Here is a 15,297-nt window from a genome sequence, read left to right on the forward strand (position 1 = left end):
GCTCGAAAATCCTGAAAACTACAATAAGGCCGAGGGTTTCACACCATCGCGCCGCAGCGGTTTCTTTTGTCGTAAACTTTTTGAAGCTCGTCCAGCTATTCTGACAAACTACGTCTTCTAATCTATCTATAATCAGAACCATCGAGAATGAAACACGAAATCAAATTAATCGAATGGGGTGCCTTGAGCATGATGGAGAAGTGGAATGTCATTCAATTTCCGGGGATGAAAGCAGGCAAAGGAGGTGCAGCAGCTCGGGAGGAGCTGTCGGCACGTCTGAAACAGTGGCTTGGTTCCCGCAAGGCTGTCCAGGCTGTGGCATCGCGCAAGTGGGTATTGCTTCTTACTTTTATGGGATTTTTACTGGGGAAGGCGATGATCCTGAACGAGTTATCTCCTTTTGCCATTGCATACTTCGCCGTTATTGCTTTTATGCGCAGGGATTACATTATTCCGGTGGGTGCGGCGCTGATCGCGGGAAGCTTGTTTGCTCCGTTTCCGGTTTCACTGATCGTGGCCTCCGAGATCGCTATCTTCTATCTGTTGTTCCGAGGACTGGAGTCTTATGACCGTGCTGAATTATCTTATGCACCAACGATGGTATTTACGACAACTTTTATGGTGAAATTGTTTGCTGTTGTGATTGGGCCTTCGTTCAGTTGGTATGCCATGATGATGCTCACCATGGACTCCGTACTAAGTTTCGTATTAACCCTGGTGTTCATTCAGGCCATTCCGATTTTTACGTATCGCAAAAAAAAGTTCAGCCTAAAGAACGAGGAGATCCTTTGCCTGATCATTCTGCTGGCGTCTGTGATGACCGGGGCGGTGGGTTGGACGATTCAGTCCCTTTCTGTGGAGCACATGCTTTCTCGTTACCTTATTCTGATTTTTGCACTAGTGGGCGGAGCCCCTCTGGGGGCATCGGTTGGTGTGATCACAGGTTTGATTCTAAGTCTGGCCGACATGTCGGCGGTATATCAGATGAGTTTGCTTGCTTTTGCCGGAATGTTAGCAGGTATGCTTCGTGAGGGGAAACGTATGGGGGTTGCCCTAGGGATGTTGCTAGGTTCATCTATTCTATCGATTTACTTGGGTGGCCCGAGTGACGTGATGAATTCCTTGTGGGAAACGTGCGCAGCCATTGTGCTGTTTATGTTAACACCAAAGAGTATGCTTACGGCGATCTCCAAATACGTACCGGGTACACAGGATCATACTAAATCCCAGCATGAGTATGCAAAACGTATTCGAGATATTACCGCGGAACGGGTTACCCGATTCTCACAGGTTTTCCGTCAGTTATCCCGAAGCTTTGACCAGATGTCCGGTACGGGGGAACCGGTACATAAAGAGGGCGGGATGGATCATTTCATGAACGCGGTTGCGGAGGGAACGTGCGCAGGCTGCTTCAAACGTGCGCAATGCTGGGATGCAAAGTTTATTCAAACGTACAGTTATATGACGGATGTGATGAGTTCCATTGAGTCAAACCCGGAGATGTCCGGCAAACAAATACCGGTGGAATGGAACAGAGTGTGCGCCAAGCCGGAGGAGGTATTTGAAGTGATGCGTGCCCAATATGGTCTGCATCAGCATAACATGCAATGGAAACGTCAGATTATGGATAGCAGGCATCTGGTTGCCGAGCAATTGTCCGGAGTATCACAGGTGATGGAGGACCTGGCCAAAGAAATTCAACGTGAAAGTGAGGAGATGGTACAGCAGGAGGAACAAATTCGAGATGCGCTGGAGTCACTTGGACTGTCCATTCATTCCATTGAGATTATTAATTTGGAAGCGGGCAATGTAGAAATTGAGATTGTACATGCCTATACCAGAGGATTCGATGAATGCCGTAAAATGATCGCTCCGCTCATCTCTAACGTACTGGACGAGCATATTGCTGTTTTGCATGAGACGATGACCGACCCTAGGCAGGGACTGGCAACCGTGACCTTCGGTTCAGCAAAGACATTTGAGGTCACAACAGGTGTGGCTGCTGCTGCCAAGGGAGGAGATGTGATGTCAGGGGACAGTTTCAGCACGGTGGAATTAGGCAATGGTACCTTTGCTGTTGCGCTTAGTGATGGGATGGGAAACGGAGAAAGGGCTCGTATGGAGAGCAGCGCTGCACTGAATATTTTGGAGCAACTGCTTCAATCGGGAATGGATGAGAAACTAGCGATCAAATCAGTCAACTCTGTACTGATGCTGCGTTCTCCAGAGGAAATGTACGCTACAGTGGATATGGCACTCATTGATGAATATACAGCAGAGACAACCTTTATGAAAATCGGCTCAACACCAAGCTTTATTAAACGTGGACAGGAGGTTATCCAGGTTTCGGCCAGTAATCTGCCGATTGGCATTATTAAAGATATTGAGGTGGATTTGGTAACACTTCAATTACAGCCGGGTGATATTTTGATCATGATGACAGATGGTATATATGATGCTCCAGGATATGCGGTGAACAAGGAGTTATGGATGAAACGCCTTATTCAGGAGATCCATACGGATGATCCGCAGGAACTGGCAGACTGCTTGCTCGAAAGTGTGATTCGCTACCAGCAACAAGAGATTTTGGATGACATGACTGTGGTAGTTGGCAAAGTGGAGCATTATCGCCCCGAATGGGCGACCCTACGTGTGCCTGGGATCAATCGTATGGAGCGTCCTCGCACCGTAAGTTAAGTGCTCCGTTGTCATGATCATCTAACTCGTTCCATAGCCTAACCCTTTCGAATCTGTTTGAACTCTCTTCAATCTGGCAATGCTAGTCATAGAGTTGGAGAGTGCGAAAAAAACGGAGGGATAGCGGATGAAACAAATATTGTTAATCACCGACGGTTGTTCCAATGTGGGGGTAAGCCCGGTACTGGCAGCAGCTGAGGCACGCGAAGAGGGTATTACAGTCAATGTTGTAGGCGTAATTGATTATGGTACGATTGGTGAGCTAGGTAGCCGGGAGATTGAGGATATTGCGAATGCGGGCGGAGGAATCAGCCAGATCGTTGGCACAAGACAGCTTGCCCATACGATGCAGATGATGACGAGAAAGACAGTGGTTCAGACCATCCAACAGGCGGTTAATAGAGAGTTAACACAAATTTTGGGAGAGAAGGGCACCAAAACGGTAACTGATTTGGAGCCATCCCAGCGCTCGCAGGTCGTGGAAGTGATCGATAATTTGACGGAGAATGCTGCGCTGCAAGTCACGCTTCTGATTGATGTCAGTGCAAGTATGAAACCGAAGCTGGCAGCAGTAGAAGAAGGGATTCGAGATTTGATGTTAAGCTTACAGGCAAGAGTCGGCAAGAGCAGGCTATCTGTATTTCATTTTCCAGGGCGCCACAGCGGAGAGGATGCGGTAATGGACATTGACTGGACCGATGACCCAGGGCGTGTTCGTTCCCTGTTCGGACGGTTGCAGACAAAGGGGGCAACGCCGACAGGTCCTGCAATTCAGAAGGTGATTGATTTTTACCGTTATGGTACACTGGAGGAACAGCAGGAAATAGAAGGGAACTATCGCATTGAAAGAGAAGGGATGCTCGGTGACAACGTTGTCTGATGCCTCTTTCCCGCCAGGAACCGTGATTACGGGGAAATGGAATCGAAGTCGGTATACGATTCGAAAATTGCTGGGCAGAGGCGCCAATGGGGTTGTTTTCCTTGTCCAGCGCGGCGAGAATGGCAAACATTATGCGCTTAAGATGGGATTTGATCCGATTGATTTGCAATCCGAGATCAATGTTCTCAAATCGTTTCAGTTACAGCGTAATCATGAAGCCCTTCGGCAGAGCGGCATTCCTTCCTATCTTAAAGATGTGGACGATTATGCCGTTCGGGGCCGGGATATCCCTTTTTACGTGATGCGCTACGTTCGGGGTGAGGCTCTTCATCATTTCATTCGCCGTCAGGGAACGGACTGGACACTGCTGGTCGGATTAAGACTGCTGCAGAGACTCGCTCAATTACACCAGGCAGGCTGGGTATTTGGTGATCTCAAACCTCAGAATGTACTCGTGTCTGATTATGGACATGTCGAACTGATTGATTATGGTGGAGTTACGTCCATTGGGCGCAGTGTCAAACAGTTCACGGAATGGTATGACCGGGGATTTTGGAATGCAGGCAGCCGAACTGCAGATGCTACATATGATGTGTTCGCTTACGCGCTGCTGATGATTCATATTTTGGAAGCAGACGCACTGAATTCTTTGGCTGCAGACGGACTTCCGCAATTGCGAAATGTGAATCAACTCGTGTTACTTGTGGAAAAAAGTGAACGGTTATCCCCTTTTCGTGGATGGATCATTGAGGCGCTTCAGGGACGATTCAAGAATGCGGACCATGCTGCAAAATCGTGGAAGGAATTGATGGCACGTCCTACAAAGGTGGGCCGCCGTTCCAGAAGAAGCACACCGCGATGGCTAAAAAATGCATTTGCTTTATCGGTCATTTTACTTATCGGTGTACTTATCTATGCACTACGTTTTTGATCTTGGATCTTGAGGGTGCATATACATAACGCAAGGAATGAGGAACAGGTATGGAAGCTTTACGCTGGGACACACTGGTGAATAACGTACTGGATGCAGCGGAAGAGCATCGGTTATGGGTTCCCGGAGACCGGATTATCGTCGCTGTATCAGGCGGGCCGGATTCGGTAGCTTTTTTGCATATCATGCATCAGATCAGCAAGCAGCATGTACCGCTTGAATTGATCTGTGCCCATGTGCATCATGGATTTCGGGCCGAGTCGGATGAAGAAGCCCGTCAGATGATGGATCTGGCACGTCAGCTTGACCTTGCATTTGAATGGGTAAAAGCTGATATACCTTCCTATATGAAGCAGACTGGCCAAGGTCCACAGGAGGCAGCGCGTAACCGGCGTTATGCCTTTTTGCATGAAGTTGCTGATAAATATGGGGCAGCCAGCATTGCTTTGGCACATCATGCCGATGATCAGGCCGAGACGGTCATGCTCCATTTGTTACGAGGCAGCGGGCTTTCGGGGCTGGCAGGTATGAAGTTCAAACGTCGTGAAAAAAATGTGGAACTTATCCGTCCATGCCTTCGTATAAACAAGACAGACCTTGTAGAAGCTTGTAATACAAAGGGTTTTACTTATTTTCATGATGAGAGCAACGACCAACGCAAATATCGGCGTAATGCGATTCGTTTGGATGTGCTTCCTTTTTTGGGGCAATATAATGGACAACTCACGCCGTCACTGAATCGACTTGCCGAAATTGTGGGTGACGAAGACGATTTCATGGAGCAGAGTACTCATGACACATACAGGTGTCTAGTGCAGGTGAACGGCGGAAGGCAAACCTTTGAGGTGCCTTCCTTCTTGAAGTTACATGTCGCTTTACAACGAAGGTTGATTAAACTAATATTGAATTATCTGCCTTTGGACAGTGATTTTGTCGACTTTACCCGTATCGAATCTATTCGTCGCAAGGTCATGGAGACCGAAGTGACGACCTGGAGCCTGGATATTGGACAGACACTCGTATGTACCCGGGAGTATGGTCTGATCTCTTTCGGCAAACAGACAGGTGCACAGGGTCAATCTTACGAGTATCGTCTTGCACAATGGAGCGGAACTTATGAGCTTTCACTCACCGAAATTGACCGATATATTCGGTTAGTGCCGATGAGTCCCGAGAACTATCATGTACCGGAATCGGCAGATCAAGCCGCGTTCGATGCGGATGGGCTTCAGATGCCGCTGGTTGTACGTTCACGGTTACCTGGAGATACCATGAAAGTAATGGGATTAAACGGAAGCAAAAAGGTGAAAAATATTTTCATCGACGAGAAAATTCCCCCCTCTGTCAGACCACGTATTCCTGTGGTGTGTGATGGAGCAGGTAATGTCATCTGGTTACCGGGTGTTCGCCGGTCCGATGTAGCCCCTGTCAGGGAGAGTACTTCCGCAATCCTGTACATGACTGTAGGCGATTCAGCGATTCAGGGGTAGTGGTTATGGTTCAGGTAAGGCTTTCATAGTATAACTTAGGAGGTTCGCACAGTTGCAGAACGACATTCAGGAAGTATTGATCAGTGAAGAAGAAATTCAGAGTAAAGTTAAGGAATTAGGCGCAACACTAAGTGCCGATTATGCTAACCGGAATCCTTTGGTCATTTGCGTGCTCAAAGGTGCGTTTATATTTATGGCTGATTTGGTTAAAAACATAACGGTACCGGTTGAGATGGATTTTATGGCCGTATCCAGTTATGGTGCGTCTACCAAGTCATCCGGTGTTGTCAAAATCATCAAGGATCTGGATGTTTCGGTTGAAGGACGTGAAGTTCTGATTGTCGAAGATATTATCGACAGTGGACTTACCCTCAGCTATTTGATTGAACTTTTGGAAAACCGCGGTGCTGAAACGGTACGTGTGGTTACGCTGTTCGATAAACCATCTGGCCGTAAAGTGGAATTGGAAGCCCATTACACTGGCTTTGACATCCCTGACGCATTTATCGTGGGATACGGTTTGGATTATGCGGAACAATACCGGAATCTGCCTTATATCGGGATTCTCAAACCGGAAATCTACACGAACTGATATCCTGCAAGGCCCAAGCCTTGAGCTGTTCTTGGCTTCTATTGAGAAGCCATGTCGGGCTATGTTAAAATAATTAAAGTGTCTCGAGAGGAGGTAGGGGATGAATCGGTTCATCCGGAATTCTGGTTTTTATTTGATTCTTTTTTTAGTTGTGGTGGGTTTAGTTAGATTTATCACAGATGGAAACGATGTTATAGAAAACCCTAGATATGATCAGTTTCGTGCTGAGGTTAAAGCCAATAATATTGCCGAAGTGACTGTTCAATTCAACGGTCAGACATATCTCGTGACCGGCCGATACAAACAGGCACCTGATGGGGCCAAATCAGAAAATTTCTCAACGTATATTCCTCCTACGGATGAGGCAATTACCGAACTTGTAGCTGCAAGTGAAGCTAACAAATTTGAATATCACCAGGAACCAATGAAAGGTGACAGCATCTGGTTGACACTGCTGACCTCCTTTATTCCTTTGATCATTATGTTCCTGCTGTTCTTCTTCCTGTTTAATCAGGCTCAAGGCGGCGGTGGTAAAGTAATGAACTTTGGTAAAAGCCGCGCTCGTCTCTACAATGAAGAGAAGAAGCGGGTTACATTCGAAGATGTTGCGGGTGCAGACGAGGAGAAACAAGAGCTTGTTGAAGTCGTAGACTTCCTCAAGGACCCTCGGAAATTCGCAGCGGTTGGTGCACGTATTCCGAAGGGCGTATTGCTTGTAGGTCCTCCGGGTACAGGTAAAACATTGCTCGCTCGTGCCGTAGCCGGTGAAGCGGGAGTACCATTCTTCAGCATTTCAGGTTCTGACTTCGTCGAAATGTTTGTCGGTGTCGGTGCGTCACGTGTCCGTGATTTGTTCGAAAATGCGAAGAAAAATGCACCATGTATCATCTTTATTGATGAGATTGATGCAGTGGGTCGTCAGCGTGGTGCTGGTCTGGGCGGCGGTCACGATGAACGTGAACAAACCCTCAACCAGTTGCTCGTCGAGATGGACGGATTCGGTGCAAACGAAGGTATTATCATCGTTGCTGCAACAAACCGTGCAGATATTCTCGATCCTGCGTTGTTGCGTCCAGGTCGTTTTGACCGTCAGATCACAGTGGATCGTCCAGACGTTAAGGGCCGTGAAGCTGTTCTGAAAGTACACTCTCGTAATAAACCACTCACGAAAGATGTGAGACTGGACATTATTGCGAAGCGTACAACAGGTTTTTCTGGTGCAGACCTGGAGAACTTACTGAACGAAGCGGCATTGCTTGCGGCGCGTCGTAACAGAAAAGATATTTCCATGCGTGAAGTGGATGAGGCGATTGACCGTGTTATCGTGGGTACGGAGAAGAAAAGCCGTGTCATCAGTGATCGCGAGAAACGTATAGTCGCTTATCACGAAGCAGGCCATACCATTGTAGGATACTTCCTGGAACATGCTGATATGGTACATAAAGTGACCATCATTCCGCGCGGACGTGCGGGTGGATATGTAATCATGTTGCCAAAAGAAGATCGTATGCTCGTTACCAAACAGGAACTGCTGGATAAAGTAACTGGACTCCTTGGTGGTCGCGTGGCGGAGGAATTGTTCATCGGTGAGATTGGTACCGGTGCATACAGTGACTTCCAGCAAGCGACAGGTATCGTGCGTAGCATGGTTATGGAATACGGTATGAGTGAAAAACTGGGTCCAATGCAGTTCGGAAGTTCGCAAGGACAGGTATTCCTTGGACGGGATATCGGTCACGAACAGAACTACTCGGATTCGATCGCATATGAGATTGACCAAGAGATGCAGCGTTTTATTAACGACTGTTATGAAAAATGTAAAGCTCTCCTTACAAAACATACGAGAGAGATGCATCTGATTGCTGAAACACTGCTTGAGGTGGAGACGCTCGAAATGGATCAGATCAAGCAATTGATCGAAACAGGTTCCTTGACACCAAAAGTAGATGGCGATGACAATTCGGGAGAAGGTACGCCAAATGAAGGCGGTGAGCCAATCGTTGATAACATCGGCGATGTTCGCGTACGCATTCAGGGTAAAGATGAAACATCTGAGCCACCGGTTGGAGATATCCCGAATGAAGCTCCTGACCTGGATAAGGGCAGCAATGATCCGAATGATGGTGGCTCGAAGCCGACATCTTAATAGGTTACATGTCTGGTAATACTACCGGAATGAAAAGAGAGCCCTTGTGGCTCTCTTTTTTTGCAATAATTATTCATTTGGTGGAGGAATAGATAATCACGAGCTAGATGGCGAACCGGACAGTATGAGGGGGATAAGGGCGGATATCCTGCCTTTTTTCATTTATTGACAGAGTCGTGAACGTTGTGTACATTAGTTGTTAAACCGCTTGTGATTCGTTTCACCAGCGAACATAACGACTTAGATTAACCCTATGAAACAGCGCCAGGCGCTGTCCCGATAAGGAGAGGATCACAAGTGGAAGCTCTGGCTTTAGAGCGCAAGGCTGAGATGAATCGTGAGTTGCGTGAGCGGCTGATGGAACTTAAGAAGGAACGCAATGCTATTATTTTGGCTCATTACTATCAACGTGACGAGGTACAGGAAGTCGCAGATTTCCGTGGGGACTCTTTCCTACTGGCCCAGAAAGCAGCGCAGACAGATGCAAATGTGATCGTATTCTGTGGTGTTCATTTTATGGGTGAAAGCGCTAAGATTCTTGCTCCGAACAAAACGGTGCTGATTCCTGATGAACGTGCGGGATGCCCGATGGCCGATATGGTGAACGTGGATGGATTACGTAAACTCAAGGCACAGCATCCAAATGCCAAAGTCGTAACATACATTAATTCCTCGGCTGAGATCAAAGCAGAAACAGATATTTGTTGTACATCTGCTAACGCTGTTCGTGTAATCCAGTCTGTAGACTCCGAGGAGATCATCTGGGTACCGGATAAAAACCTGGGGCATTATGTGCAGCAGCATACAGACAAAAAAATGATTATCTGGGAAGGTTACTGTAACACGCATGATATGCTGACCGTCAAAGATGTCGTTGAAATGAAGGCTAAATATCCGAATGCTGAGTTTGTTGTACACCCGGAGTGTCGTCCTGAGGTTGTAGAGATGGGTGACTTTGTAGGTAGTACGACAGCCATTCTGGAGTATTGCAAGAAATCGTCCACTAAGGAATTCATTGTTGGCACGGAAGATGGCACAGGATATCAGCTTCGCCTCGACAGTCCGGATAAACAGTTCCATTTTGCAACCAAGTTCCTGGTATGTCCAAACATGAAGGTCAACAACCTGAAGAAGCTAGTCAAATGTCTGGAAACGATGAAACCGCAGATATATGTCCCACCGGCTGTTGCTGATAAAGCCAGAGAATCACTAGAGCGCATGTTACTGGTGAAGTAACATGCGTTACTCTTGCTCCGAGACAGGTGAATACGATGATACCGCAATATATAGATGATTTTGATCTCTCTGCGCTGCCGATGGTGGAGACAGATGTACTGGTAATTGGGTCAGGCATTGCCGGTCTGTTCACGGCCATTAAGGCCAGTGAGCAGCATCGGGTACTGATGATTACGAAGAAGTCTTTGCTTGAGAGTAATACCAGATATGCGCAGGGGGGGATTGCGGCCGTTATTGCTGAAGATGATTCGCCGGCATACCACTTGCAAGACACCCTTGTTGCGGGAGCGGGCTTATGCCGATCCGAGGCCGTTGAAGTATTGGTAAACGAGGGGCCGGACGGTGTCAGAGAGCTGATCCGGCTGGGGACATTGTTTGACCTGGAGAACGGCGAGTTGGCGTTGACGCAGGAAGGTGCGCACAGCCACCGCCGTATTTTACATGCCAACGGAGATGCAACAGGATATGAGATCGTAAGAGCACTCGCTGTAGAGGTGCACGAACATCCTGGCATCGACGTCTGGGATGAACATTTTGTCATTGATCTCATCACGGATCGCGGAGAATGTATCGGTGCTCTGGTTCTGAAAGATGACGGCTCCAAAGTATTTGTCAAAGCGAAAGCAACGGTACTTTGCTCTGGTGGTGCAGGGCAGTTGTATCGCTATACAACGAATCCTGATGTGGCTACAGCTGATGGGGTAGCTATGGCATACCGTGCGGGGGCTATAGTTCGGGATATGGAATTTATCCAGTTTCACCCGACATCCTTATGTTACCCAGGGGCTCCACGCTTCCTGGTGTCGGAAGCAGTACGCGGGGAAGGGGCTTACCTTCGCAATGTGAAGGGTGAGAGTTTCATGGAGAAATATCATGCCCAGCTCGAACTGGCGCCGCGTGATATTGTAGCTAGAGCAATTGTAAGTGAGATGGAACTGACAAACAGTACCTTTGTTTATCTCGATATTACCCATGAGCAACCGGAGATGGTGAAGCATCGTTTTCCTACTATTTATGAAACCTGTATGCGCTATGGCCTCGACATGACCACAGATTGGATTCCGGTTGCACCTGCTGCTCATTACATGATGGGTGGAGTAAAGACGGATTTGAGTGGTGAGAGCAGTATCGCCCGTTTATTTGCTTGCGGTGAGGTATCCTCTACCGGTGTACATGGAGCGAATCGACTAGCAAGCAATTCCTTATCTGAAGCGATTGTATTTGGCCGCAGAATCGTGGATCGTATTCATTCGTTGCCAGAACTTGAAGATTCACTTGGAAGAGATGTGAAATCTCTGAGTGAGGAGAATAAGAATATTAACCTTGCAAAAGAACAGCAACATTCCAAGCCGGTATCGGAAAGACGTTTACGCCTGCAAAAGATGATGGTTCGTCAAGTGGGACTTCGAAGAAACGGGAAGAACCTGCAGCAGGCCATGGATAAATTGCAACAGGAGTTGTCTTTTTTTGATCAGAGACTTATCCAAAGAGAAGAACTGGAGTATGCGAACCTTCTGACATGTGCGTGGCTTGTCACCAGCGGAGCGCTGCACCGTGAGGAAAGCCGAGGAGCACATTACCGTGAGGACTTCCCTGCACGGGACGATGTAATATGGCAGAAGCATAGTCTGCAGCAGCGAGAACAAGCGATTGTGGAGGAATGGATGTCATGATACTGAACGGATATAATGAGGAACTAATTGAGACGATCAAAGGCTGGCTGCGCGAGGATGTAGGTGCGGGAGATGTCACAACCAATGTGACCATTCCGGCAGGAAGTGAATCTAAAGCCGTAATCCATGCTAAAGATCAGGGGGTCATTGCGGGCATAACAATTGCAGAGCTTGTATTTCAAGTCGTAGATCCGGAGCTTCGTTATATGGCAAAAGTAAAAGACGGTGATACAGTCACTCCTGGCACTATTTTGGCAGAAGTCGAAGGGAATACTCACTCTCTGCTTACAGGGGAACGCTTGGCACTTAATCTGTTACAGCGCATGTCGGGTGTCGCTACACGTACACGTTCCTACGTGGAGGCCCTTCAGGGATTGAACACCAGACTTGTTGATACACGCAAAACAACGCCAGGTCACCGCTTGCTGGAGAAGTATGCTGTACGTGTTGGTGGTGGTGCGAATCACCGGTTTGGCCTGTATGATGCCGTTATGATCAAAGACAATCATATTAAAGGGGCAGGAAGCATTACCGAGGCTGTACAGCGTGCAAGAGCCATTATACCGCATACGATGACAATCGAAGTCGAGACGGAAAACCTAACCCAGGTGCAGGAAGCCTTGCAAGCTGGTGCAGATATCATTATGCTGGATAACATGCGGCCTGATCAGATGCGAGAAGCGATCGTCCTGATTCGTGAACAAGCTCCCCATGTGAAGGTAGAAGCATCTGGCAACGTGTCTCTCGAAACCATTCGTGGAATTGCAGAAACGGGTGTGGATGTAATTTCGGTTGGCAGGTTAACCTATTCTTTTGAGAGCTTGGATATCAGCCTGGATTTAAATGAAAAGAAAGAGGGGTGAACCTCTTTGATTTTAGTCGTAGACGTGGGTAACAGTAACATTGTGCTCGGGGTATACCAGGGCCGTGAACTGTTGCACCATTTTCGTCTGAGTACATCTCGTCAGTCCACAGTGGATGAATACGGCGTATTGATTTATAATTTATTTCATATGTCCGGTATCTCGGCTCGCGACATTGAGGGAGTTATTATTTCATCCGTGGTTCCACCGCTGGTGAATGTTATTGAGACGATGTGTGTCAAATACGTGGGCAAAAAACCTCTGCTTGTTGGGCCGGGAATTAAAACCGGCCTAAATCTGCGCTATGAGAATCCGCGCGAAGTTGGAGCGGATCGGATCGTAAATGCTGTAGCGGCCGTAGAGAAATACGGCGGACCCCTGGTGGTTGTTGATTTTGGTACAGCTACAACGTTTGATTGTATTGATGAGAAGGGCCATTACCTGGGAGGCGCAATTGTACCTGGCATTCACATTGCTACCGAAGCGCTTTACGAGCGGGCAGCGAAGCTACCGCGAATTGAGCTGGAGAAGCCAAAGAAGGTTATTGGGCGCAATACCGTGCATGCTATGCAATCGGGCATCATCTATGGATACGCTGGGCAAGTGGACGGCATCGTAAAACGAATTCGCGAAGAGATGAAAGCCGAGCCTATGGTCATCGCTACGGGAGGCCTTGCTGCTCTGATTGCAGAAGAGACTCGAAGCATTGAGAAAGTCGATCCGTTGCTTACGCTTGAGGGGCTGCGTGTCATCTATGAGCGGAACCGGGAAAGATAGACATACAAGGGGCGGCATACAGCAGGCTGGGATTACAGCTTAAATGTTGAGCCGTTTTTTTCTGTTAGGATATTAAAATGACACGCCAAAGGAGGCTGAATGACTTGGAAAACAACAACAAACAGGACCGGTTGATCCGTGGTACAGCGATGAATGGAAAGGTAAGAGCATTTGCCGTTCAAACCACAGAACTGGTAGAAGAATTGCGCAGAAGACATGATACGTTTCCCACGGCTACAGCAGCTATGGGGCGTACAGTAACGACAGCAGCCATTATGGGTGCGATGCTTAAAGGTGATGAGAAACTGACCATACAAGTGAATGGAGATGGCCCAATAGGCCAGATCGTAGCCGACGCCAATGCGAGAGGTGAGGTGCGTGGTTATGTATCCAATCCGCATGTACATCTGCCAAGCAATCGTTTTGGTAAATTGGATGTAGCTGGCGCTGTCGGCACAGAAGGTTTCATTAATATCACAAAGGATCTGGGACTAAAAGACCCGTATCGTGGCAGCATTCCGATTATTTCGGGCGAACTGGGCGAAGACTTTACGTATTATTTCGCTCAGTCAGAACAGACACCTTCCGCTGTTGGAGTGGGTGTTCTGGTCGATACGGATAACTCGGTTATCGTCTCGGGTGGATTTATAATACAGTTGCTCCCAGGCCTCACTGACCCGGAAATTACAGAAATCGAGAATGCTATTGGTGCCTTGCCTCCGGTGACAACCTTGTTGAATGAGGGGCTGGAGCTGGAAGAATTGTTGCGCCGTCTTCTGCCGGATGTACAGGTTATGGGTGAATTGGATATTATTTTTAGCTGCAGTTGTTCTCGTGAGCGTCTGGAACAAACCTTAATCAGTCTCGGTCAGTCCGAGCTGGAGCAGTTAATTGAAGAAGAAGGCCAGGCTGAAGTGGTCTGCCAATTCTGCAATGAAGCGTATGATTTTGACAAAGAGCAACTAGAAGCCATCCTAGAACAAGCCAAGAACTGATCAATGCGGGGACGGGATGCGGTATGACCAGACAGGAAAAAGGATTGTGGACGGCGGTTGTTATTTTGACAATTGGTGTGCTCGTGATGGGTACGGTTATGGCGATGCAAATGATCAATCAGGGTAAGGACGAAGCAGAGACACCTCATGATGCCAACCAGGAAGAAGGAAGTACGGTTGCTACGATTAACGGTGAAGTGATTACGGATAAAGCTTGGACGGATGCATTAAAGCGACGTTACGGCAGTGAAATCTTGCTGCAGATGCTGAACCGAAAAGCGGTATATGCGGAGGCTGTTCAACGCAACTTGGTGGTCACGCCCAAAGAAATCGCAAGAGAAATGTCTGAAGCGATGGATGGGTATGATTCAGAGAAGTCATATTATGATGCCATGAAATCACAGCTCGGCCTGTCGAAGCAGGATCTCGAACTTGAGGCAGGTTACCGTTTACTGCTTGAAAAAATTGCTACAGCAGGTATTCAGGTTAAGGATGATGCTATTGAGCAGTATTGGGTAGAACATCGTGAAGACTATATCACCCCTGAGAAATATGACCTGTCCATTATTGTTGTAAAAGGAAAATCCGAATCCGAGGCTTTGCTGACGGCCCTCCGCAACGGGAAAGATTTCGGAGAAACGGCTCGCTCCGAATCCGAGGATAGTTACTCCCGAGATGCGGGAGGTAGACTGGGATGGATCGAGCAACACGACCCGTTCCAGCCCAAATCAATTCTGCAGCTTGCTGCCAATATGAAAGTCGGTGAAATTGCTGGTCCGGTACAGGTAGAGAACGGCTACGCAATCATTAAAATGAATGACAGAGCCGAACGCCAGGAGCAGTCAGCAAAGGAAGTGCATGAAGAGATTCGTATGGAACTGGCACTAAGTCAGGCGGATCCCCTTCCGCAGGTTGAACAGATGCTGCGAGATAAATATGAGGCTGTGATTCTCTCCGAAATCCCTGCCTCCTGATACGATGAATGTAAAATGTCCTGTCTTATAGGAGTTGCATCTT

Annotated in this window: 12 protein-coding genes; all 12 read left to right on the forward strand. The window is 47.8% G+C overall.

The window, feature by feature from the left end:
- Positions 1-189: 189 nt before the first annotated feature.
- The 12 genes from spoIIE to AC1VYS_RS00320 all read left to right on the forward strand — a co-directional run bounded on the left by spoIIE (position 190) and on the right by AC1VYS_RS00320 (position 15,254).
- On the forward strand, positions 190-2,697 hold the full coding sequence (gene spoIIE / locus AC1VYS_RS00265; protein ID WP_482912559.1) for a stage II sporulation protein E: 2,508 nt from the start codon (positions 190-192) through the stop codon (positions 2,695-2,697).
- Positions 2,698-2,824: 127 nt separating this feature from the next.
- On the forward strand, positions 2,825-3,577 hold the full coding sequence (locus AC1VYS_RS00270) for a VWA domain-containing protein (RefSeq protein WP_482912560.1): 753 nt from the start codon (positions 2,825-2,827) through the stop codon (positions 3,575-3,577).
- Positions 3,561-4,508, forward strand: coding sequence for a protein kinase domain-containing protein (locus tag AC1VYS_RS00275; RefSeq protein ID WP_482912561.1), 948 nt, complete (start codon positions 3,561-3,563; stop codon positions 4,506-4,508). The genes AC1VYS_RS00270 and AC1VYS_RS00275 overlap by 17 nt, the downstream gene beginning before the upstream one ends.
- 50 nt (positions 4,509-4,558) lie before the next feature.
- Positions 4,559-5,998, forward strand: coding sequence for a tRNA lysidine(34) synthetase TilS (tilS, locus tag AC1VYS_RS00280; RefSeq protein ID WP_482912562.1), 1,440 nt, complete (start codon positions 4,559-4,561; stop codon positions 5,996-5,998).
- Positions 5,999-6,050: 52 nt separating this feature from the next.
- On the forward strand, positions 6,051-6,590 hold the full coding sequence (gene hpt / locus AC1VYS_RS00285) for a hypoxanthine phosphoribosyltransferase (protein ID WP_482912563.1): 540 nt from the start codon (positions 6,051-6,053) through the stop codon (positions 6,588-6,590).
- A gap of 100 nt (positions 6,591-6,690) precedes the next feature.
- Positions 6,691-8,736, forward strand: a complete 2,046-nt coding sequence (gene ftsH, locus AC1VYS_RS00290; RefSeq protein ID WP_482912564.1) for an ATP-dependent zinc metalloprotease FtsH — start codon at positions 6,691-6,693, stop codon at positions 8,734-8,736.
- Positions 8,737-9,033: 297 nt separating this feature from the next.
- The gene (gene nadA / locus AC1VYS_RS00295; RefSeq protein WP_482912565.1) at positions 9,034-9,972 is read left to right on the forward strand and encodes a quinolinate synthase NadA; all 939 of its coding nucleotides are present in this window, start codon (positions 9,034-9,036) and stop codon (positions 9,970-9,972) included.
- A 35-nt stretch (positions 9,973-10,007) separates the two neighbouring features.
- A complete protein-coding gene (nadB, locus tag AC1VYS_RS00300) occupies positions 10,008-11,645 on the forward strand; it encodes an L-aspartate oxidase (protein ID WP_482914872.1) in 1,638 nt (545 codons plus the stop codon).
- A complete protein-coding gene (gene nadC / locus AC1VYS_RS00305) occupies positions 11,642-12,508 on the forward strand; it encodes a carboxylating nicotinate-nucleotide diphosphorylase (protein ID WP_482912566.1) in 867 nt (288 codons plus the stop codon). Before nadB ends, nadC begins: the two co-directional genes overlap by 4 nt.
- A 6-nt stretch (positions 12,509-12,514) precedes the next feature.
- Positions 12,515-13,285 carry a type III pantothenate kinase gene (locus tag AC1VYS_RS00310; protein ID WP_482912567.1) on the forward strand — a complete coding sequence of 257 codons (771 nt, stop codon included), beginning with the start codon at positions 12,515-12,517 and terminating at the stop codon, positions 13,283-13,285.
- A gap of 77 nt (positions 13,286-13,362) precedes the next feature.
- A complete protein-coding gene (hslO, locus tag AC1VYS_RS00315; RefSeq protein WP_482912568.1) occupies positions 13,363-14,280 on the forward strand; it encodes an Hsp33 family molecular chaperone HslO in 918 nt (305 codons plus the stop codon).
- 23 nt (positions 14,281-14,303) lie between these two features.
- A complete protein-coding gene (locus tag AC1VYS_RS00320; protein ID WP_482912569.1) occupies positions 14,304-15,254 on the forward strand; it encodes a peptidyl-prolyl cis-trans isomerase in 951 nt (316 codons plus the stop codon).
- Positions 15,255-15,297: the final 43 nt, after the last annotated feature.

This window comes from Paenibacillus sp. G34 (assembly GCF_056856875.1).

Excerpts from the sequence above, each read along its gene's own strand:
- spoIIE (WP_482912559.1), top strand. The coding sequence starts at position 190 with ATGATGGAGAAGTGGAATGTCATTCAATTTCCGGGGATGAAAGCAGGC.
- AC1VYS_RS00270 (WP_482912560.1), top strand. The coding sequence starts at position 2,825 with ATGAAACAAATATTGTTAATCACCGACGGTTGTTCCAATGTGGGGGTA.
- tilS (WP_482912562.1), top strand. The coding sequence starts at position 4,559 with ATGGAAGCTTTACGCTGGGACACACTGGTGAATAACGTACTGGATGCA.
- ftsH (WP_482912564.1), top strand. The coding sequence starts at position 6,691 with ATGAATCGGTTCATCCGGAATTCTGGTTTTTATTTGATTCTTTTTTTA.
- nadB (WP_482914872.1), top strand. The coding sequence starts at position 10,008 with ATGATACCGCAATATATAGATGATTTTGATCTCTCTGCGCTGCCGATG.
- nadC (WP_482912566.1), top strand. The coding sequence starts at position 11,642 with ATGATACTGAACGGATATAATGAGGAACTAATTGAGACGATCAAAGGC.
- hslO (WP_482912568.1), top strand. The coding sequence starts at position 13,363 with ATGACACGCCAAAGGAGGCTGAATGACTTGGAAAACAACAACAAACAG.
- AC1VYS_RS00320 (WP_482912569.1), top strand. The coding sequence starts at position 14,304 with ATGACCAGACAGGAAAAAGGATTGTGGACGGCGGTTGTTATTTTGACA.